21 protein-coding genes are annotated in these 19,321 nt (G+C 57.2%); 13 read left to right on the top strand and 8 right to left on the bottom strand.

What is annotated here, in order from left to right:
* Position 1: 1 nt before the first annotated feature.
* Positions 2-1,705 carry an acyl-CoA dehydrogenase gene (locus FEE96_RS02315; protein ID WP_138161374.1) on the bottom strand — a complete coding sequence of 568 codons (1,704 nt, stop codon included), beginning with the start codon at positions 1,703-1,705 and terminating at the stop codon, positions 2-4.
* Positions 1,706-1,832: 127 nt separating this feature from the next.
* On the opposite strand from FEE96_RS02315, the gene FEE96_RS02310 reads away from it, so the two are divergent.
* Positions 1,833-2,783, top strand: coding sequence for an L-threonylcarbamoyladenylate synthase (locus FEE96_RS02310; RefSeq protein ID WP_138161373.1), 951 nt, complete (start codon positions 1,833-1,835; stop codon positions 2,781-2,783).
* 129 nt (positions 2,784-2,912) lie between these two features.
* Here FEE96_RS02310 and FEE96_RS02305 read toward each other — a convergent pair whose 3' ends face one another.
* Positions 2,913-3,470: a YqgE/AlgH family protein gene (locus FEE96_RS02305; protein WP_138161372.1), complete on the bottom strand. Its 558-nt coding sequence runs from the start codon at positions 3,468-3,470 to the stop codon at positions 2,913-2,915.
* A gap of 150 nt (positions 3,471-3,620) precedes the next feature.
* Here FEE96_RS02305 and FEE96_RS02300 point away from each other — a divergent pair, with 150 nt between their 5' ends.
* Both FEE96_RS02300 and FEE96_RS02295 read left to right on the top strand, forming a co-directional pair.
* A complete protein-coding gene (locus FEE96_RS02300; RefSeq protein WP_138161371.1) occupies positions 3,621-4,427 on the top strand; it encodes a protein-disulfide reductase DsbD domain-containing protein in 807 nt (268 codons plus the stop codon).
* A 10-nt stretch (positions 4,428-4,437) separates the two neighbouring features.
* Positions 4,438-4,872: an NUDIX hydrolase gene (locus FEE96_RS02295; RefSeq protein ID WP_138161370.1), complete on the top strand. Its 435-nt coding sequence runs from the start codon at positions 4,438-4,440 to the stop codon at positions 4,870-4,872.
* 13 nt (positions 4,873-4,885) lie between these two features.
* On the opposite strand, the gene FEE96_RS02290 is transcribed toward FEE96_RS02295, so the two are convergent.
* From FEE96_RS02290 to FEE96_RS02270, 5 genes are all read right to left on the bottom strand, one after another.
* The gene (locus FEE96_RS02290; RefSeq protein WP_138161369.1) at positions 4,886-8,278 is read right to left on the bottom strand and encodes an efflux RND transporter permease subunit; all 3,393 of its coding nucleotides are present in this window, start codon (positions 8,276-8,278) and stop codon (positions 4,886-4,888) included.
* Between the two features lie 87 nt (positions 8,279-8,365).
* A complete protein-coding gene (locus FEE96_RS02285; RefSeq protein WP_138161368.1) occupies positions 8,366-9,820 on the bottom strand; it encodes an efflux RND transporter periplasmic adaptor subunit in 1,455 nt (484 codons plus the stop codon).
* 105 nt (positions 9,821-9,925) lie between these two features.
* Positions 9,926-10,468: a molybdenum cofactor biosynthesis protein B gene (gene moaB / locus FEE96_RS02280; RefSeq protein WP_138161367.1), complete on the bottom strand. Its 543-nt coding sequence runs from the start codon at positions 10,466-10,468 to the stop codon at positions 9,926-9,928.
* Between the two features lie 94 nt (positions 10,469-10,562).
* Positions 10,563-11,162: a metallophosphoesterase family protein gene (locus FEE96_RS02275; protein ID WP_138161366.1), complete on the bottom strand. Its 600-nt coding sequence runs from the start codon at positions 11,160-11,162 to the stop codon at positions 10,563-10,565.
* Entirely contained in the window at positions 11,159-11,920 is a 762-nt protein-coding gene (locus tag FEE96_RS02270) for a uracil-DNA glycosylase (protein ID WP_138161365.1), read from the bottom strand. Before FEE96_RS02270 ends, FEE96_RS02275 begins: the two co-directional genes overlap by 4 nt.
* Before the next feature lie 176 nt (positions 11,921-12,096).
* On the opposite strand from FEE96_RS02270, the gene FEE96_RS02265 reads away from it, so the two are divergent.
* From FEE96_RS02265 to FEE96_RS02235, 7 genes are all read left to right on the top strand, one after another.
* Positions 12,097-13,056: an aspartate carbamoyltransferase catalytic subunit gene (locus FEE96_RS02265; protein WP_138161364.1), complete on the top strand. Its 960-nt coding sequence runs from the start codon at positions 12,097-12,099 to the stop codon at positions 13,054-13,056.
* Positions 13,057-13,060: 4 nt separating this feature from the next.
* The gene (locus FEE96_RS02260; RefSeq protein WP_138161363.1) at positions 13,061-13,594 is read left to right on the top strand and encodes a hypothetical protein; all 534 of its coding nucleotides are present in this window, start codon (positions 13,061-13,063) and stop codon (positions 13,592-13,594) included.
* Between the two features lies 1 nt (position 13,595).
* A complete protein-coding gene (locus FEE96_RS02255; RefSeq protein ID WP_138161362.1) occupies positions 13,596-13,979 on the top strand; it encodes a hypothetical protein in 384 nt (127 codons plus the stop codon).
* On the top strand, positions 13,976-14,512 hold the full coding sequence (locus tag FEE96_RS02250; RefSeq protein ID WP_138161361.1) for an aspartate carbamoyltransferase catalytic subunit: 537 nt from the start codon (positions 13,976-13,978) through the stop codon (positions 14,510-14,512). Before FEE96_RS02255 ends, FEE96_RS02250 begins: the two co-directional genes overlap by 4 nt.
* The gene (pyrC, locus tag FEE96_RS02245; protein WP_138161360.1) at positions 14,509-15,819 is read left to right on the top strand and encodes a dihydroorotase; all 1,311 of its coding nucleotides are present in this window, start codon (positions 14,509-14,511) and stop codon (positions 15,817-15,819) included. Before FEE96_RS02250 ends, pyrC begins: the two co-directional genes overlap by 4 nt.
* Positions 15,819-16,424, top strand: a complete 606-nt coding sequence (plsY, locus tag FEE96_RS02240) for a glycerol-3-phosphate 1-O-acyltransferase PlsY (RefSeq protein WP_138161359.1) — start codon at positions 15,819-15,821, stop codon at positions 16,422-16,424. The genes pyrC and plsY overlap by 1 nt, the downstream gene beginning before the upstream one ends.
* Before the next feature lie 319 nt (positions 16,425-16,743).
* Positions 16,744-17,217: a YHS domain-containing (seleno)protein gene (locus FEE96_RS02235; RefSeq protein WP_138161358.1), complete on the top strand. Its 474-nt coding sequence runs from the start codon at positions 16,744-16,746 to the stop codon at positions 17,215-17,217.
* Between the two features lie 63 nt (positions 17,218-17,280).
* On the opposite strand, the gene FEE96_RS02230 is transcribed toward FEE96_RS02235, so the two are convergent.
* Complete coding sequence (locus FEE96_RS02230) at positions 17,281-17,535, bottom strand: hypothetical protein (RefSeq protein WP_138161357.1); 255 nt, start codon at positions 17,533-17,535, stop codon at positions 17,281-17,283.
* 160 nt (positions 17,536-17,695) lie between these two features.
* Here FEE96_RS02230 and FEE96_RS02225 point away from each other — a divergent pair, with 160 nt between their 5' ends.
* From FEE96_RS02225 to FEE96_RS02215, 3 genes are read left to right on the top strand one after another with little or no spacing between them, the layout of a single operon-like run.
* Positions 17,696-18,232 carry a GbsR/MarR family transcriptional regulator gene (locus FEE96_RS02225; protein ID WP_171021585.1) on the top strand — a complete coding sequence of 179 codons (537 nt, stop codon included), beginning with the start codon at positions 17,696-17,698 and terminating at the stop codon, positions 18,230-18,232.
* A 52-nt stretch (positions 18,233-18,284) separates the two neighbouring features.
* Complete coding sequence (locus tag FEE96_RS02220; protein WP_138161356.1) at positions 18,285-18,758, top strand: hypothetical protein; 474 nt, start codon at positions 18,285-18,287, stop codon at positions 18,756-18,758.
* 44 nt (positions 18,759-18,802) lie between these two features.
* Positions 18,803-19,306, top strand: a complete 504-nt coding sequence (locus FEE96_RS02215; RefSeq protein WP_138161355.1) for a hypothetical protein — start codon at positions 18,803-18,805, stop codon at positions 19,304-19,306.
* Positions 19,307-19,321 lie beyond the last annotated feature (15 nt).

Here is a 19,321-nt window from a genome sequence, read left to right as displayed (position 1 = left end):
ATCAGCCTGCCAGTTCTTCTAAGGTTAGTGCAAAGGCGCCATCGGCCCCGGCCTGCGCGTGCGCCAACAGCGCCGCATGTTCTGGGAGCAAGCGAGTAATATAGAACCGCGCCAGTTTTTCACGCGGCCCACCCAGATCAGCCATGGCTGCAGCTAGATGGAAATGCCCTCCCAATACACGCGCGAACGCCCGCAGATAAGGAACCGCACCCGCAAACCGATCGTTCATTCTGTCCTGCACCACCAGCCATTCGGTTGCTTCGCGCAGGGATTCGCAAGCCTGCCAGACGCTTTCGGCCATATTGGGATGGGTGACTCGGGCCCGCTCTGCCTGTTCTTCGATCTCGTCGATCAGGCGGTTGGCCATATCACCGCCATCCAACATTTTACGCGCCACCAGATCCATCGCCTGAATGCCATTGGTGCCTTCATAGATCGCAGTTACCCGTGCATCCCGGAAAAACTGCGCTGCCCCGGTTTCTTCGATATAACCCATGCCACCGTGTACCTGCACACCGGTATCCGCCACCGAGATACCTGTATCTGTTCCAAAGGCCTTGGAGATTGGGGTGAGAAACGCAGCGCGGGTGGCCCATTCTGCATCTCCTGTTGCAGCTTGCATATCGATGGCGACCGCACAGGACATCAATATGGCGCGGGCCGCAAACAGGTCCGCCTTCATCGTCATCAACATCCGGCGCACATCCGCATGATCAACAATAGTACCGCTTTCACTGCGCCCTTGCTTACGCTCTAGTGCATAGGACATGGCCTGTTGATACGCGCCTTCGCCAGCGCCGATCCCCTGACCACCAACGCCCAGTCGGGCATTGTTCATCATGGTGAACATCGCGGCCAAACCGCCGTGCTCATCGCCAACCAGCCACCCCGTGGCCTGATCATACTGCATCACGCAGGTCGGAGAGCCATGCAGACCCATCTTATGTTCCAGACTAACCACACTCAGGCTGTTTGCCTCACCGGCCTCACCGCTTTCATTAGGCAGATACTTCGGCACCAGGAACAAAGAAATCCCTTTGGTCCCCGGAGCGCCATCCGGCAGGCGCGCCAATACCAAGTGGCAGACATTGCTGCAGAAATCATTGTCGCCCCAGCTGATAAAAATCTTCTGACCACTGATCGCATAGGTGCCGTCACCATTGGCTTCAGCTTTGGAGGACAGCGCCCCAACGTCCGATCCCGCCTGTGCTTCGGTCAGGTTCATGGTTCCGGCCCACTCGCCAGAAATCAGCTTGGGCAGATACAGGTCTTTCAACGCATCACTGGCGTGATGGACAAGTGCTTCAATCTGGCCCTGACTCATCAGCGGGGCCAATTGCAGCGACAGGCAGGCCCCACTCATCATTTCGTTCACCGCTGTCGTCAGGGTCATGGGCAGTGCCATTCCACCATGCTCTTCAGGTGCACTCATCCCGATCCAGCCCCCCTCAGCAATGGCCTTCCAGCCGTCTGCAAAACCAGGGGAGGTTCGCAAGACACCATTTTCCAACCGTGCAGGCTCCAGATCTCCACCCCGTTGCAAAGGGGCCATGACCTCGTCACATAGTTTGCCTGCTTCGATCAGGATCGCGCTCACCATCTCACTTGTGGCTTCGGCAAAGCGTTCACTCTCTGTGACCTGCTCATAGCCAACAATGTTATTCAGTAGGAATTCATATTCGGGGACGGGTGCGCGAAAACTCATGGCATCCTCTTTCTATGATGCTGCGACGCGGGCTTGGCATCCCTGTACGCAGCCGGTATCTGTCAAATCTTGGACGACTACCTAGCGGGACCAGCCGCGCAAGCAACCAAAACGCGGCGTCACCACAATGCATAAGAAAAATACCCAAATACTGAGCTCTGAGGAGCACGATCTGGATCAGGCGGCTACGTTGTTGTTGGCCGGTCAGCTTGTCGCCTTTCCAACCGAGACCGTTTACGGCTTGGGTGCTGATGCCCGCCAGGGTCAAGCGGTGGCCGCTGTTTATGAGGCCAAAGGTCGTCCCTCCTTCAACCCCTTAATCGCCCACTTGCCATCAATCGACGCCGCACAGCGATACGTGCAGTGGAGTGCTCAGGCCCAGACGCTGGCAGATGCATTCTGGCCGGGACCGCTGACACTGGTTCTTCCGCTGCGCCAAGATCATGGTATTTCTCCGCTGGTTACCGCTGGATTGGATACTCTGGCTGTTCGGATCCCAGCCCACCCCACTGCACACAAGCTGCTTGCGCTGGTTGATGGCCCGGTTGCGGCACCTTCGGCCAACCCCTCTGGGCGGATCAGCCCCACCACCGCTGCTCATGTCAGTGCTGGGCTGAATGGGCGTATCGCAGCGATTGTCGATGATGGGGCCTGCGGCGTCGGACTGGAGTCCACCATTGTCGGGCTTGCCACGCCTCAACCTATATTGCTGCGCCCGGGCGGCTTGGCGGCCGAGGAAATCGAAGCCGTACTTGGGCATCCTCTGATGCAGCGCGATGCCCATGACGCTTTGACAGCACCAGGGCAATTGCTCTCCCATTACGCCCCCAACGAACAGGTGCGGTTAAACGCGATGCAGGCTAAAGCCGGAGAACTGATGCTTGGCTTCGGTGCCATGGCATGTGATCTGAACCTGTCGGAAGCTGGCGATCTGGCCGAGGCGGCTGCCAATTTGTTTGGTCACCTGCATCAGCTCGACGCGTTAAACAAACCCATCGCAGTGGCCCCGGTGCCAACGCATGGCTTAGGCGTTGCGATCAATGACCGCTTGCACCGCGCTGCCGCACCTCGGAATTAAGCGCTCCACTGTAGTCCCCATCGTCCGATAGATTGAAGCTTACCAAAACACCGGCAGGCACGGTGCCACGCCCAACGGGTCTTGCGCCTCCGCAAGGAGGCCGAGACTGGGCGGGAGGACATCGTGAATTCAGGCGTGCCCCGCCTCGCTCGATAACCCCAACGGATCCACCCCCAGCGTTTGGAGTGCAGCGCCCCACTTACCGCCGTCATCCATATCAAACACCAGCCCCGCGTCTGCTTCGGCCGTTAACCAGCCGTTTTGGGCAATTTCACTCTCCAGCTGCTCTGGCCCCCAACCGGCATAACCCAGCATCATCAGAACTTTCTCCGGCCCTTGACCAACGGCGATATCTTCTAGGATATCCAGCGTCGCAGTCATCGAAAACTCGGGCGATACGTGCAGAGAATTGAGACTGGCCTCATAGTCCGGCGTATGCAGCACAAAACCACGCTGCGTTTCAACAGGCCCACCAAAACGCACCGGGAGTTCCCCCTGCGACGCAGGCTCCGCTGTTATGTCCAGCTGGCGGAGCAGATCGCTCAACTGCACCTCTGGCGCGGTCTTGTTGATGATCAGCCCCATGGCGCCGTCCTCGGTGTGAGAACACAGGAAAACCACAGTGTGGTCAAACCGTTCATCGCCCATACCCGGCATCGCAATCAGGAGTTTACCAGTAAGATTCATATTGCTCCCTCTCTGTTTCAACCATGACGCGGCAAGAGGTCCTGTGCAAGGGCGCGCTTTCTGTCGCGCCCAGGCAGATCCGAATTTCTGTCATATGGCTAACCACAACGTGACTTGGCTTTTCGGCGGCAACAGACCATCAATGGCCGTATGAAACAGGCGCTACAACTCATCTCAGCCGGACTTTTGTCTCTTGCGGTCCCAGCGCAGGCATCCAGCGGTTCTGAACCCTTTGTCGAAATCGAAGTCATTGACGGCGGTCTTTCGGCCCAGGGCACATATATCGGCGCCTTGCGGGTGACCCTGCAGGACGGCTGGAAGACCTACTGGCGCAGCCCCGGCGACTCGGGCATCCCGCCCAGCTTTACTTGGCGCGGTTCCCGGAATGTTGGCGAAATGTCGATCACCTGGCCCACCCCCGAAGTCATCATGTCGGGTGGATTTCAAACCATTGGCTATCACAATCAGTTGGTTCTACCGGTTGAGATCACGCCGCAGTCCTCAAACAAGCCCGTACGCCTCAAAGGGCGGATGGAACTGGGTATTTGCAAAGATGTCTGCGTCCCGGCAGAACTCAAATTCGACCACCAAATGGACCCCGAAGCGGGCCGCCACCCGGCAATTGCGGCGGCCTTGGCCAATCGCCCCTACTCGGCCTCCGAAGCAGAGGTAAAAGCCGCAAAATGCACCCTGTCCCCGACCAAGTATGGCATGCGGGTTGAGGCCCGGATTACAATGCCATCCGCAGGTGGCACGGAGGTTACGGTGATCGAACCCGGCTCACAACAGATTTATGCTGGCGATACCACGACCCAGCGGACCGGTGGAATTCTGACGGCCTCTACCGAGTTTTTGCCTGCAACCACAGGTGCCTTTGCCCTGGACCGTTCGCAGTTACGGATCACCGTGCTTGGCAGCCATCACGCCGTCGACATTCAGGGCTGTACTGCTGGATGAGGGCTAGCAAGTGACTGCCGAAAAGACACCTCTTGTTGGCGCCATCGCGGTGGTTGCCCACCAGGGTAAAACCATTCTTGTTCAGCGCCGAAATCCGCCCAGTGCCGGCATGTGGGGCTTTCCCGGTGGCCATGTCGAACTGGGCGAAACAGCGATGAACGCTGCCGCGCGCGAACTGCTGGAAGAAACCGGTGTGCATGCCCGACCTCTTGAATATCTGACCAATGTCGATGTCATCCTACGCGATGATGACGGCCAAATTGAGTGTCAGTACCTGCTGGTGGCCGTATTGTGTGAATATCAAAGCGGCACACCTATGCCCGCAGATGATGCGCTACAGGCCTGTTGGCTGGAGGTTGATGAGCTGGAGAACAGCAGCCTTCCCCTCCTTGATCAAGTTGCAGAGGTGGCCCGGTTGGCGCAGGCACGGATGCAAACTCGCTAAGTCCGGCTGTATGTCAACCCTCCCGGCGCAAGCGCGGACCATAGGTCAACGCTGCGATAAGGTAGCTCACCAATACAATTGCCAAAGCTCCTGCCAAAAACACCAGCAGGGCAGCCCGCATCGGGTCCATTGACGCAAGCATTGGCAGTGCATCCAGCAGCGCCGGATGGTGCCCCCCCGTGACCATCGTCCGGCCCAGTGTCAGCCCCAGCCAGACGACCTGCAGAGCCCCCAAAACCAACATAAACCAGCGTGTCGCTCCGGCCTGCAAGGCATGGCGAAGTGCGGCGATTGGCCGTGCCACATCGCGCTGCATTGCCACCAGCGCAGGCACCAACAACAACACCAACCCCATGCCAAATCCCAGCCCATAGACCAGGGTGATAACCGTTGGCTTCAAAAACTGAGCCTGTTGGGACCGTTCAAACAACAGAGGCGCTAAGCCGAGAACCGTGGTGAGGGTAGTCAGCATCACAGGCCGCAGCCGATCAGCAGCCCCGTCAATTATCGACGGTATCAGTCCGCGTTCTTCTGCATATTCGTCGATGGTGGTCACCAGCACGATGGAATCATTGATAATGATCCCCGTCATCCCCAGCAGCCCCACTACAGTGAACATGCTCAGCGGCACCTCCCAGACATAGTGACCCCAGATCGTTCCGACCAAGCCAAATGGGATGATAGCCATGACGACCAAAGGGCGCGTCCAGCTGGCAAATACCCATGACAGCACCAAATAGATCCCCGTCAGGCAGAGGATCAAACCGGTTTTGGCATCGTTCAAGAACTCACTTTCCTGCTCACTCAGCCCTGCCAATCGCCAGTCGACCTGCCGTTCGCTGGCTATGGTCGGCAAGATGTCGTTCTCCAGCGCTTGCATGGCCATTTCAGCACGGGCCGGGTCATCTTCGGAAATGTCGCCGGTCACCGAAATCAACCGAATGCCGTTTTCACGTCGCACCGTAGAAAAACCACTGCGGCGACTGACCGACACGATGTCCGCCAAGGGCACATAGGCGCCACCCGGTGCGCGCATCAAGGTCCGTTCCAGAAAATCCGCGGTCAGCTCCCCGGCGGGCAACTCAACCCGGATCGTGGCTGACCGTGGCCCATCCGGGTATGTCGCTGCCTCAATACCGTTCAACCGTGCACGCAAACTCCGCCCCAGCGTATCAATGGTAAAATTCAGCGCCTTCCCCTGCGGCGTCAAATCAAGAATAATCTCTTCCTTGTCATAGGCCAGATTGTCCTCCACCGCCGTGATTTCGGGGTAGCGTAGTAAAGCTTCTTTCAGATCTTCACTCGCCGCCTTTAAGGTCTGCACATCGGCTCCATAGAACTGGACGTCCAGCGCATCACCGCCCGGCCCCGAACGCCAGCCCCGGAACGATACGGTTTCTGCCATCGGATGATGAATCACGCTGTCCTGCAGCTCAGCAATAAAAGCAAAACTGGAATATGGGCGCAGGTCAGCGTCGATCAGCTCAATACTGATACCGCCCAGCAAATCTGTATCTTTAGTGTCCACTCCAGACAGGCCACGGCCAGCATTGCCACCAATTTCGGCCATCACATAATCCAGCGGATTGAGGCCATAGCGGGTCTCATACTCCGCGCCCAGGGCCTCGGTCGCGCGCTGCATTTCGCGCATCATGTCTAAGGTTTCGGCCCGGCTGGCCCCCTCGGCCATGGCAAAGTTTCCCGCGACCGAGCCGCGTTCGGGCGCGTTAAAGAAGCGCCATTTAACATCGCCACCAATGAACAGCGCCATCTGGCTGGCCAAGATCGCCAAGGCCCCGGCCAGAACAACATACCGCCCCCAAATCACCCAAGCCATCAACCGCCGGAACAGATGATCCCGCACCCAACGGAAGCCCCTGTTCACCACCCGGTTGGGGTAGTCGTACCAATGTTCCTTTGCCGCATGCGCAATGGCATGGGACAGGTGGTTGGGCAGGATCAGGAAACACTCAACCAAGGAGGCTGCCAGCACAGCGATCACCGTCAAGGGAATGTCACGGATCAAATCCCCAAACCGGCTGCCAATAATGGTCAGACCAAAGAAGGCAATGATCGTGGTCAGTGTCGCCGCCAGCACGGGCATCGCCATGCGCTGCGCCGCGTTTTCCGAGGCCGCCACCGGATGTTCACCCAGGCGTCTGGCCCGAAAATCTGCGTGCTCCCCCACCACAATGGCGTCATCCACGACGATACCGAGCGTAATGATCAGGCCAAACAGGCTGATCATGTTGATGGTAAGTCCGGCGGCATACATGATGGCAATCGCGGCAAGCATCGCAGCCGGTATCCCCGCCGCCACCCAGAACGCAATACGCGCGTTCAGGAACAGGAACAGCAGCGTCACCACAAGGGCCAACCCCATCAGTCCGTTGTCCACCAATAGGTTTAAACGACCGGTAATGGCCTCGACCCGTGTGCGGATCAGTTCAATACTAACCCCCTGTGGCAAGCTGGCCTGCACCTGTTCAACCACCTGTTCAACACGGCGTTGAATAGCAATGGCATCGCCCTTATCCGACCGATCCACACGCAGCGACATAGCCGGGTTTTCCCCGACATAATAAGAGCGGTTGCGATCAACGCCTTCAATCCTGATCTGCGCCACATCGCCAATGGTCAGCGCTGACCCATCAGGGTTCGAACGCAAGACAATGGCTTCTATCTCTTCGGGTTTTCGCTTTTCCCGCCCCGTGCGCACCCGTGCATTGGCCCCTGAAATATCCCCGGCAGGATCCGCGTTGACCTCACCTGCAATGGCCTCGGCAATCTGGGTTAGCGTCACATCATTGGCGATTAGATTGTAAGACGGCACTTCGACCATAGTTTGTGGAGCAGCCACACCGCGAATGGTGGTGCGGGTCACCCCCACTTCGAACAGTCGCGAGATAAGCTCATCCGCAAACAGACCCAACTGTTGCGGTTCCAGCGGCCCAGTGATGACAACATCGGTGACCCGATCTCGCCAGGCCCCACGGATAACCTTTGGGTCATCGGCCTCAGCTGGCAATGTGGTGACTGCATCCACGGCAGACTGCACATCATCCGCAGCGCGCGCCATGTCCCAGTTGGGTTCAAAGTCCAAACGAATGGAGGCCCGACCTTCACGTGAAGACGCAGAAGAGGATTCTACCCCGTCCACCGCAAGCAGAGCCGGCTCCAAGGCTTGAACAATGGCGCTGTCAACATCTTCGGGTCCGGCACCGTCCCAAGTCACCGAAACCGTCACCCGGTCGATAATCACATCCGGAAAAAACTGTGCCCGCATATTGGGAATGGCCGCAATGCCCAGCACCAGCAAGATCACCAAGAGCAAATTTGCAGCGGTCCGATGCCGGGTGAAGTAGCTTAACAGGCCACCCGCAGATTTGGGCAGGTCGCGGATCATTCGAAAACTCCGGGTGTGCTTGCACCCATGGCCTGACCTACCGGTCGGACCGCACCTAAGCTCAGATCCTCATCAGGCGCCATCCTTTTAGCCCCCCATCCGCGATTCAATCCGGGTCACCAGCTTTGCCGGCACCTTGGCCTCGGCCAATTGTCCCAGAACCCGTTGTTTGGCTTCATCCGGCATACGGCTGTTTCCTTTGACAAAGGCCAACAGCCGCGCGCGCCGATCATCACTCAATTCAATCAGTTCCGCCTGTGGCTGTGCCGCAGCCTCATCTCGTAGCGCCCGCACCTTAATGCCTGCCCCCAATAGCGGCGTACGACCAACCACCACTTGACGACCCGCCAATCCGGCCCCCCGGACCAGGATTTGATCTCCCTGACGTCGCACCAATTCGACCTCAAGCTGCTCCAGCCGGTCCTCAGCTCCTAAAACCAGAACCGTGCCACTGGCATCCAGAACCGAGGCCGGTAACAAGGCCACCGCGTTCAGTTCCGGTTCAAGAACGGTAACTGTAACAAAATCACCGGGCTTGAACCCAGGTGCTGCGTTCAACCGGGCATAGATCAGCCGCCCTGACTGGCCCTCACCAGCCCCACCACTGTCACGACTGATGATCCCGGTGGCGCTAAGATCTGCACCTGTCGCATCCAAAGATGCCCGCATTGACGCCTTCAATAACCGTCCGTTTTCATCCAGCAGCCGGGCGTATTGCACTGTGGAAATGCGAAACGCCACGTCCAACAGCGTTGGGTCGACGAGATCAGCCAACTTTTCATTGGCGGACACGAGGCGGCCTTCAACCAAATTCACCGATTGCAATGTGCCGTCGAACTCAGCCTTCACAGTGGTATCCGCAAGATCGCGTTGCGCAGTTTCCAGCGCAATCTGTGCCCGTGCCAACCGGGTCGAGGTCTGATCCACCCGGGCTTCTGCCTGCGATACCGCCTGCCGCCGTGAAATCACCGCCTGCCGGGCCTGCACCGCGGCCAGTTCCGCAATCTCAACCGTGGCAGCAGTGCCAACACCGCGCTCTTTCAGATCGATCTGACGTTGAAAGGCCCGTTGGCGCAGCTGTGCCTGATCCTGAGTTGCCGCCAGTTCGTCCTGCGCTAACCCCAGCGCCCGACCCGCTTCACGCTCTTCTGCGTTGGCGTCCTGCATATCGGCTTCTGCCCGATCCAATGCCGATTGCGCATCCGCCGGGTTGATCTGCACCAGCAACTGACCCGCCACAACTGCGCCGCCCTCTTCGAAGCCCTCAGCCAGGGTGATCACCCGCCCAGCCACTGGGGTACGCAATTCCAGTCGCCGACGGCTTTCGACCTTGCCAAAAGCGATCAGCTCTGGCGCCACATTTTTCAATTCGGCGGTTACCAGGTTCACCGCAAAAATGCGTTCCCGAGGCGCCGGAGGTTTATGCTCGGTATTCATCCGCTGCTGAACGGCGCCAAAAACCAGCTGCCCCGCATAGAGCAGAAGGGCCAGACAGGCCGATGCCAGGAATATCCCGGTCAAACTCTGACGCAAAAACCGCATCCATAGTCCCTTTCAGGTGGCATTCGCTGCCTGTTTCAGCCCGTTGGACCCTGTCGGAACCTATCAAGTTTCGGCAGGGTTTACGAGGTTACACGCAACAACAGGTTATTTCCGTCGCTTGTGTTCTTCTAATCTGGGCATAATTTCTACAAAATTACAGGGCCGGTGCCGATAATCCAGCTGTAGCGACAAAATTTCGTCCCAACCATCCTTGCATGCGCCCGGACTTCCCGGCAGCGCAAACAGGTAAGTGCCACCCGCCACGCCACCCGTGGCCCGTGATTGCACAGCGCTGGTGCCAATTTTTTTCATCGACACCATGGTGAACACTGTCCCAAATGCCTCGATTTCCTTTTCGTAGACATCGCGGTGCGCCTCAACCGTGACATCGCGCCCTGTTAGCCCGGTACCGCCCGTCGAAATCACCACATCAACATTGGGGTCTGCCACCCATGCACGCAGTTGGTCGGCGATCAGCGCGCGCTCGTCCGGCAGCATCTTACGATCTGCCAGCACATGGCCCGCAGCCTCCAGCCGATCCACCAGCACCTGCCCCGAGCGATCCTGCTCAGGCGTGCGGCTGTCCGATAGGGTCAACACCGCAATGCGAACCGGGAAGAAGTCCATACTTTCGTCAATTCGAGACATATCGAAACTGTGTCCTTTGGATGAGTGGCGTTACCCGAGATGAGTTCGGCAACGCTATTGGCCAATCAGAGGGTGATGGCAGATCTGGCGCAGTTCAATGACCTACCTCAAACCAGTGTACGGTTGGCCCCAGGTTCACCACCTCGCTAGTGCCAATAAAACCCCGGTGACCCCAGCTGTCATGAATATGGCCGCACAGTGCCAAACGTGGCTGCAATCGCTCAATGGCGGAGTGGATCGCTGTTGAGCCAACCGAAATTCCATCCGAGGTCATGTCTGCCAAACTTTTGGGAGGCGAATGGGTGATCAGAATGTCCGCGGTCGAACACTCATCCAGCAACTGCCCAGCGAAATGCTCTGTTAGATCGCAAGACCAATCGCCAAACGGCGTCACCGGCACGCCATACCCCAAACCAAAGAACCGCAACCCGTCAAGCTCAACACCAGTCCCATGCAGGACGATGGTACCATCCAGTGCAGCCGCCTGTAACTCACTTGCGCTCTCTGCATTGCCAGGCACCACCAGCATCGGCGCGGCGATATCTGACAAGAGCTGCATCGCCTGATCCAGCCCGTTTCGCATATTACAAAAATCCCCGGCGCCGATCACCAGATCTGCGTCAGCACTGGCCGCAACCAGATCAGCGGCCCGCGCGCGCGCCATGTGCAAGTCAGAAAACGCCAGTATCTTCACGCCAACATCCCAAGTTTTGCCTTCAGCGACAACAAGTCTGCCCAAGCCGCGCGCTTGCCTTGCGGCTGTGTCAGCAACTTTTCTGGCGGCACCATTGGCAGAACGGGTTTACCCCAAGCTTGCAGCCATTCTCCGCGCAACCGGCTGATACCCCGCTTGCCGAGCACCGCCTGACAGGCCGTATTGCCCATCAGCACTAGAATTTCTGGCTCGGCCAGCTCCACGTGCCGCTGCAGAAACGGGGTCATCATAGCTATATCTCCGGCCTGAACCTCTTGGTTCAGCGGAGGTCGCCAGGGCAGGACCGACGTCAGATAAACATTCTTACTGCGCTCCAGATCAATGGCTGCCAACATCTTGTCCAGCAGCCCACCTGCGCGCCCGGCAAAGGGTATACCTGCCCGGTCCTCATCACGCCCCGGCGCATCGCCAATGATCATCACCCGCGCCCCGGCCTGACCGTCGCTGAACACCAGATTGCGCGCGCCTTTCTTCAAGGCACAGTGCTCAAACCCCTCCAGCGCAGCCCGCAAACTGGGTAACCCAGTGGCCGCCCGCGCGGCCTTTTGCGCCTGCTCAACGGGGTCAACCTCTTTGGCCTTGACCACCGCAGGCGCCTGCTCCGCCTTCGCTTTTGGCACCGTTGCCTGCAACGCATAGCGATCGACCGGCTCATCACCGATGCTCTCGGTAGCGCCCAGTTCGATCTGCCACTGCAAAAGCGCCCGCGCGCTGTAATAATCTAATGCCGATTCCATAGCGCCAAACTACTCCGCTTACCCCGGATACGAAACACCCCAGCTTCTCGTTGCCAAAAATACTCAAATTCCAACACTTACGACACATGCAACGGCAGGGTTTCCCCGACGCACAACATCTTGCCCGCCACAGCCCACATCCCTATAACAGCCCCGACCCAGCGCGGAGCCTACCCATGATCCCCACCCCATTTGGCCACAAACACCTGCTTGGCATTGAACCCCTGCGCCCACACGAAATCACCGCGATTCTTGATCTGGCAGACAAATACGTTGACCAGAACCGCGCCACCGAAAAGCGATCCGAAGCTCTGGCAGGGCTAACCCAGGTCAATATGTTCTTTGAAAACTCCACCCGTACGCAGGCCAGCTTTGAGATTGCCGGCAAACGGCTGGGCGCCGATGTGATGAACATGGCGATGCAGGCCTCCTCGATCAAAAAGGGTGAAACCCTGATCGACACTGCTATGACCCTGAACGCTATGCACCCTGACCTTCTGGTGGTCCGACACCCGCATTCCGGCGCGGTGGATTTGCTGGCGCAAAAGGTCAACTGCGCGGTGCTGAACGCCGGCGACGGCCGCCATGAGCACCCAACTCAGGCACTGCTGGATGCGCTGACCATCCGTCGGGCCAAGGGCCGCTTGCACCGCTTGAACATCGCCATTTGTGGCGACGTCGCCCACAGCCGGGTTGCACGATCCAACCTGATCCTGCTCGGCAAGATGGAAAACCGCATCCGCCTGATCGGCCCGCCCACGCTGGTGCCCAGTCAATTCGCTGAATTCGGGGCCGAGATTTATGACGACATGCACGAAGGCCTGAAGGACGTTGATGTCGTGATGATGCTTCGCCTGCAAAAAGAACGCATGGATGGCGGCTTCATCCCGTCTGAGCGCGAGTATTACCACCGCTATGGGCTGGACGCCGACAAGCTGGCACTGGCCAAGCCTGACGCCATTGTCATGCACCCAGGCCCAATGAATCGCGGCGTGGAAATCGACGGCACCCTGGCCGACGACATCAATCGTTCCGTCATCCAAGAACAAGTCGAAATGGGCGTTGCCGTGCGCATGGCGGTGATGGATCTGCTGGCGCAAAACCTGCGGGCCGAACAACAGGCGGCAGCGAGCTAGACACATGGGCGTTGTGCAGCACATCCCAGCAGGCGAACGCGGCGTGATCCGTGTCTTTGATCTGGATATGCGGCCTGAACAGGCCCGGTTTCTTCGTGAACCAGGCGCATTGGCGCAGGTGCTGGGAATCGAAGAGATCGATCTGGATCACGTCGAAATTTTCCCGATCAGCGATCTCGAGGAGCTGGGTCTTGTTGGCTATTTGACCGAAGGCTGCGGTGTTCCAGCGGATCAGATAACTGGCGACGGTGAAACATTACAGGCACTGACTGGTCATGTGCTGCTGGTCCGATCCCATGCATTTGGCGGCGAAGAAACCCATCTGACCCCCGCAACTCCAATCACCCTGATCGGCGCTTACGGCGAACAGCGTCCGCAATGGACGGGTACGCCCATCCAAACCGAAAGCGCCAAACCCTTTACCGCACCACGGCTCTCCCCACGCGCGGGCCGATCAAAGGCGCGACGCATTGGGGCCAGCCTGTTTGCTGTGATCATGACCCTTATCATTCTGGCCGTTTTGAAGATGGTAACCTGAAATGTCTGAGATCCAATTCACCCCCGACCGAACCGCCTATATCCGCTCGCACGCCTGGATGGCAGCGCTGGCCATGGCGGCGGGCATGGTGATCCTCTGGGCCATGGGTAATCCCCATGTCTGGACCGGCGCTATTGGCGGGTTGGGTGCCATCATTCTGCGCGGCTGGTATTTGATGTCCGAGGAAATGGCGGTCGTCTGGACTTTGGCCGACACATCGCTGACCGGCCCGGCTGAACGCAACATACCACTGGCCCAGATCGAACGGGTGCGCACTATGGGCAGCTATGTGCAAGTGGTGACCAAAAGTGGCGACAAACATCTGATCAAGTATCAGGCAGATCCGACAGAGACCGCTAATCGGATCAAAGGGAGACAGCCATGAATGAAACAGATCAATGGGTTGGTATTCTCGACGATGATGAGAAGATCCTATGGCAAGGTCGCCCCGATGGCGGAGTCTCGATCAAGATCCAGAACATTCTGATGGCCATATTTGGGACGGTTTTTGCAGGGTTCGCACTATTTTGGATGATAATCGCATCTAAAGGGGGAGGAGATTTCTGGCTATTCGGTTTGCTGCATTTTTCGGTCGGCCTTGCACTGGTATTGTATTCTCTCTTCTGGTCGACTTTCAGACGTCGACGTAGCTGGTACACACTAACGGATCGGCGTGCATTTATTGCCATTAACCTCCCCCTTCGCGGCAAGAGTTTGAAATCCTACCCCATAGCTTCAAGCTCCCCTCTCGAACTCATCGACGGCAACCTGTCCAGTGTGAACTTTGCCGAAGAAGTAAAGAGCGGCAAAAACGGCAGCTACACTGTGTCTATTGGCTTTGAACGCCTGACAGACGGACGCGAGGTTTATCGATTGATGCGAGACATTCAGACCAAGGGCAAAGGAACCACTGCATGACCCTACTTTTCGCCAATGCCCGCCTGATCGACCCTGAGGCAGGCACGGACGCGCCGGGCCATCTGCTGGTCCAAAATGGAAAGATTACCGAAGTCTTTCCGGAAAACATCGAATTTGAGGCAATGTTTCGCGCGCGAAACATATCTCCAGAAGACGTTGAAATCATTGACTGCAAAAATCGCTGTCTGGCCCCCGGCATCGTCGATATCGGTGTCAAAGTCTGCGAACCGGGTGAACGTCACAAGGAAAGCTACAAATCGGCGGGCCTTGCGGCGGCGGCGGGCGGTGTCACCACCATGGTCACCCGCCCCGATACCGCGCCCACAATCGACAGCCCCGAAGTGCTGGAATTTGTCACCCGCCGTGCACAGGCTGATGCGCCGGTCAACGTGTTGCCAATGGCCGCGCTGACCAAAGGGCGCGACGGGCGTGAGATGACCGAGATTGGGTTCCTTATGGATGCTGGCGCGGTGGCTTTTACCGATTGCGACCGGGTTGTCACCGATACCAAGGTGTTCTCGCGTGCGCTGACCTATGCCCGGTCCTGTGGTGCGTTGGTGATTGCCCACCCACAGGAACCTATTTTGTCCAAAGGGGCTGCTGCCACCAGCGGCAAGTTCGCCGCGCTGCGCGGCTTGCCCGCCGTGTCACCAATGGCGGAACGCATGGGGCTGGACCGGGATATCGCCCTGTTGGAAATGACAGGAGCACGCTACCACGCTGACCAGATCACCACTGCCCGCGCCTTGCCCGCGCTTGAGCGCGCCAAGAATAACGGGTTGGACATTACCGCCGGCACATCCATCCATCACCTGACCCTGAACGAGCTGGACCCAGCGGACTACAGGACCTTCTTTAAGGTCAAGCCACCGTTACGATCCGAGGAAGACCGTCTGGCCGTGGTCGAGGCGGTGCGGACGGGGCTGATCGATACCATCAGTTCAATGCACACCCCACAGGATGAAGAAAGCAAACGCCTGCCGTTTGAAGAGGCCGCTGCCGGTGCCGTTGCGCTGGAAACCCTACTGCCCGCTGCCCTGCGTCTGTATCACTCGGAACATCTGGACCTGCCCACTCTGTTCCGTGCCATGTCCCTGAACCCGGCCAAGCGCTTGGGTCTGGACAGTGGCCGCTTGAGTGCCGGTGCCCCTGCGGATCTGTTGCTGTTTGATCCGGATGTACCCTTTGTAATGGATCGCTTTGCGTTGAAATCCAAATCGCAGAACACACCGTTTGACGGCCAGCGTATGCAAGGTAGGGTGCTGGCAACCTATGTCGCCGGTCAGCCGGTCTACCGGAGAACCTGATGCCCGTATTTGAGACCTCTGCCGCCCTGCTGCTACTTTGGGCCGTGATTGGCTATGGGCTGGGGTCGATCCCCTTTGGGCTGTTGCTGACCCGTGTGATGGGTCTGGGCAATCTGCGCGATATCGGGTCGGGCAATATCGGCACCACCAATGTTTTGCGCACAGGGTCCAAGAAGGCAGCGGCGCTGACCCTGCTGCTGGACGGTGGCAAGGGTGCGGTCGCAGTTCTGATTGCCCGCACTTTTGCGGGTGACGACGCGGCGCAGCTCGCTGGGCTGATGGCCTTTGTCGGTCACTGTTTTCCAGTCTGGCTCGGCTTCAAAGGCGGCAAGGGTGTCGCCACCTTCCTTGGTCTGATGCTGGCTCTGGCCTGGCCTGTTGGCATCGCTTGCTGCGCCACATGGTTGTCCACCGCGGCCGTAAGCCGGATTTCTTCGATGGGGGCACTGGGCGCAGCCCTGTCAGCGCCAGTTTGGGCAGTGCTGCTGGGATACGCAGATGCAGTTCTTCTTGCGGCTGCCCTTGCGACAATTGTGGTCTGGCGGCACAGCGCAAACATCACCCGCATCCGCGCCGGGACTGAGCCAAAAATCGGACAGAAGTAGTCCCGGCTTAGCGCCCCTTGCTGCACATAATCGCCCCAATAAACTATGGTTCACCGGATGCCCTGTGGACCCTTGCGGTGTTGCACCGTTAGCGACGGTTTCACCCAGCACCATATGCTCACGCTGTTTTCACAACCATTTGTTTCGGCACAAATGCACAGCCAGCCCTCTGCCATGCACAATCAAATTGAGTTGCTTTGAACGTGAACGTCAAAGGTCCCAGATCAGTGTCGTGGTCATCAATTACGGTGCCCCAAAACGATACAAGCCTTGCCCTATTGAATTTTCCGATCGGGCACTCACTCAAAGGATATAAACAATGAACACAGTCAAAACACTGATCAGCGGCGTCGCCCTATCCGTCGCTCTGGCAACTTCAGCCATGGCGGCCGGCGTTGAACTGAATGCATCATCTACCGGTCTAGCCCTGCAAGGTTACGACCCTGTTGCCTATTTCACAGTTGGTGAACCCACCAAGGGCAATTGGAAAATTACCAGCCTGCACAACGATGCCATGTACCGCTTTTCTTCGGAAGAGAACAAAGTTGCCTTTGAAAAGAACCCCGAAGCCTACCTGCCGGAATACGGCGGATACTGCGCATTTGGTGCAGCAATGGGTTTCAAATTCGACGGTGATCCAACCCTGTGGCGGATTGTTGATGGTGAGCTGTTCCTGAACATTTCTTCAGACATCCAAGAGCGTTGGGAAACCGACATTCCCGGTTTCATTGTTCAAGCGGACGCAAACTGGGAAGACATTGCCGACAAAGAACCGGCAGCCTTGCAGAACTAAGCTTATAACCACTCACATGAACCGACCGGCGGCAGGGCAACTTGCCGCCGGTCATTTTACTGCTTAGCCGCCCTGCGCCATCCGCTCGGTGGCTTCGGCGGTGCGTTTGGTGTTGTCGTAGATGCCCAGAAACAGATACATCATGCCCCCCATGAGAACCACATACAGGCCACCGGCAATCAGAACGCCAACCGCCTTCAGCAATCCTCCTTCCGGGCTAAACATCATACCGCCAGCGCCAACAACAACGGCGATGCACATGAGGCCCACAACAACAGTGATCAGTTTTTCGAGAGATGAAATAAAAAAGTCGCGCATAGGTTTCTCCAAATTTGAGTGTGAATACCCTAAGGATGCGCGATTTTTGGGGCTTGTGGCAAATTTTATGGTTCATCAGCCCAAAGGCGCCCCGAGAAGAAACTTGACAATACTGTGCTTTCAGTATTTTCTGTAATTACAGAAATAACAGGATTTCGTGATGAAACTGACCCCCGCCATGCAAAACTTCATCCTTCACTGGGGGGAAATGGGTTCGCGGTGGGGCGTAAATCGATCCGTCGCGCAGATCCATGCCTTGTTGCATATCACACCAGATCCGATGACCGCTGATGAGATCTGTGACGCCCTGAACCTGGCTCGGTCAAACGTGTCGAACGGATTGAAAGAGCTGCAATCGCAGGGGCTGGTAAAAACCAGTCGCAAACTCGGCGACCGGCGTGATCATTTCACGTCGATCCGGGACATGTTCGATCTGGTAGATGCGGTGATTGCAGCACGGCGGGAACGAGAAATCGCCCCAACACTACGCGCCTTGCAAGAGGTAATGACCGAGGCCGAAGACGATGCAACGCCCAAAGTTGTCAAAGACAGAATGGGGGAAACCCTGCGGGTCATGAAGATGTTTGACGACTGGTACGCAGATTTTTCCCGACTGCCCCGTTCGGTTCATTTAGCGGTGCTGAAACTGGGTTCAAAATTGGTGCGTTTTCTACCGGGAGGTAAGCCCAACGACTAGCCTAACAGGCACAAACCAGCAGGCCGGACAGAGGATGTTTGGAGATTTCTAAATGACGACTTTTATCAAATTCACAGTCCCAGATAACAGGTTTATTGGATTTTTGCTGCTGGCCCCAATTGCCACCAGCCTTTGTCTTCTTGCGCTGACCTTTGTGTTTCTCGCCGTGCAACCCACGCTCGTTTTATTGTTCCCGTCAGCGAAGGAAGGGTTGGACGAAGCAATTATGGTGCTCCCAGTCATGCAGCAAATTGCGGGTATGTCACCGATATTTGGTGGCTTGCAATATCTGCTTTTTGGCGGCGTTGCCCTCTGGATCTATCAACAGAACAACCCAATAACCCCCTGGGCCTGTGCGTTACTATTGTTTGCAGTGAACGGCGCGGTGACAGCGGCCATCTACCTTTTTGTAGATCAGGAGTTTGGCGTGCTCTGCCTTACGCTTGGGTCATTCTTCGCGCCACTTTGGGGATTGGTTTTTGCGCTGTTTTATAAGCGTTTCACCCGACAAGGGGCCAATCTGTGACCTGACAACCATTGCTGCCAAAAATTTTGCAAGGGAATTTACTCATGACAGAATTATCGAAAAGCAAACCGGACATTCAATCTGCCAGGCCCGCGCTCCACGAGGTCAACAAACGAGATTTCTACATCGCCTTGTTTGGCGCACCATTGGTAGTAGCCCTGGTTTTCTTTTGGGTCTTTTTCATACCCGTCTTAGCACTGGGGTTCGGTAGTATTCCCTGGCTGATATTTGGCGGACCCGTCTTGTGGATGACACTCAGACATCGAGGGCCGGGACCTATGCTCTTAGTTTCGACCTTTCTCAGCAATGCCCTATGCACACCACTGGCCATGTTTTTCTCATCATGGGTTTCTACACCAGCAGGTGAATTTCTGAACGATATCGAAAGTGCTATCTTCCTCGCCGCTTTCACGACCGCATTCGGATGTGTTTTTTCTCTGATCTGGGCCGCTGCATTTTGGTGGATATTCCACCTTCTGACCAAAAGGCGGACAGCGAAACAAGACGAGACAGAAGCCAGTCCGGTCCAAGCACCCGCTCAGCAGTAGACAGCCAGGAAAGGA

The sequence above is a fragment of the Parasedimentitalea maritima genome (genome assembly GCF_005771405.1).
GTDB lineage: Bacteria > Pseudomonadota > Alphaproteobacteria > Rhodobacterales > Rhodobacteraceae > Parasedimentitalea > Parasedimentitalea maritima.
Note: the sequence above shows the minus strand (reverse complement) of the source record. Positions and strands in the feature narration are given on the sequence as shown.

Bases quoted from the DNA above. Each gene is read 5' to 3' on its own strand.
- FEE96_RS02315 (WP_138161374.1), bottom strand. From the start codon at position 1,705: ATGAGTTTTCGCGCACCCGTCCCCGAATATGAATTCCTACTGAATAAC.
- FEE96_RS02310 (WP_138161373.1), top strand. From the start codon at position 1,833: ATGCATAAGAAAAATACCCAAATACTGAGCTCTGAGGAGCACGATCTG.
- FEE96_RS02305 (WP_138161372.1), bottom strand. From the start codon at position 3,470: ATGAATCTTACTGGTAAACTCCTGATTGCGATGCCGGGTATGGGCGAT.
- FEE96_RS02300 (WP_138161371.1), top strand. From the start codon at position 3,621: ATGAAACAGGCGCTACAACTCATCTCAGCCGGACTTTTGTCTCTTGCG.
- FEE96_RS02290 (WP_138161369.1), bottom strand. From the start codon at position 8,278: ATGATCCGCGACCTGCCCAAATCTGCGGGTGGCCTGTTAAGCTACTTC.
- FEE96_RS02285 (WP_138161368.1), bottom strand. From the start codon at position 9,820: ATGCGGTTTTTGCGTCAGAGTTTGACCGGGATATTCCTGGCATCGGCC.
- moaB (WP_138161367.1), bottom strand. From the start codon at position 10,468: ATGTCTCGAATTGACGAAAGTATGGACTTCTTCCCGGTTCGCATTGCG.
- FEE96_RS02270 (WP_138161365.1), bottom strand. From the start codon at position 11,920: ATGGAATCGGCATTAGATTATTACAGCGCGCGGGCGCTTTTGCAGTGG.
- FEE96_RS02265 (WP_138161364.1), top strand. From the start codon at position 12,097: ATGATCCCCACCCCATTTGGCCACAAACACCTGCTTGGCATTGAACCC.
- FEE96_RS02260 (WP_138161363.1), top strand. From the start codon at position 13,061: ATGGGCGTTGTGCAGCACATCCCAGCAGGCGAACGCGGCGTGATCCGT.
- FEE96_RS02255 (WP_138161362.1), top strand. From the start codon at position 13,596: ATGTCTGAGATCCAATTCACCCCCGACCGAACCGCCTATATCCGCTCG.
- FEE96_RS02250 (WP_138161361.1), top strand. From the start codon at position 13,976: ATGAATGAAACAGATCAATGGGTTGGTATTCTCGACGATGATGAGAAG.
- pyrC (WP_138161360.1), top strand. From the start codon at position 14,509: ATGACCCTACTTTTCGCCAATGCCCGCCTGATCGACCCTGAGGCAGGC.
- plsY (WP_138161359.1), top strand. From the start codon at position 15,819: ATGCCCGTATTTGAGACCTCTGCCGCCCTGCTGCTACTTTGGGCCGTG.
- FEE96_RS02235 (WP_138161358.1), top strand. From the start codon at position 16,744: ATGAACACAGTCAAAACACTGATCAGCGGCGTCGCCCTATCCGTCGCT.
- FEE96_RS02230 (WP_138161357.1), bottom strand. From the start codon at position 17,535: ATGCGCGACTTTTTTATTTCATCTCTCGAAAAACTGATCACTGTTGTT.
- FEE96_RS02225 (WP_171021585.1), top strand. From the start codon at position 17,696: ATGAAACTGACCCCCGCCATGCAAAACTTCATCCTTCACTGGGGGGAA.
- FEE96_RS02220 (WP_138161356.1), top strand. From the start codon at position 18,285: ATGACGACTTTTATCAAATTCACAGTCCCAGATAACAGGTTTATTGGA.
- FEE96_RS02215 (WP_138161355.1), top strand. From the start codon at position 18,803: ATGACAGAATTATCGAAAAGCAAACCGGACATTCAATCTGCCAGGCCC.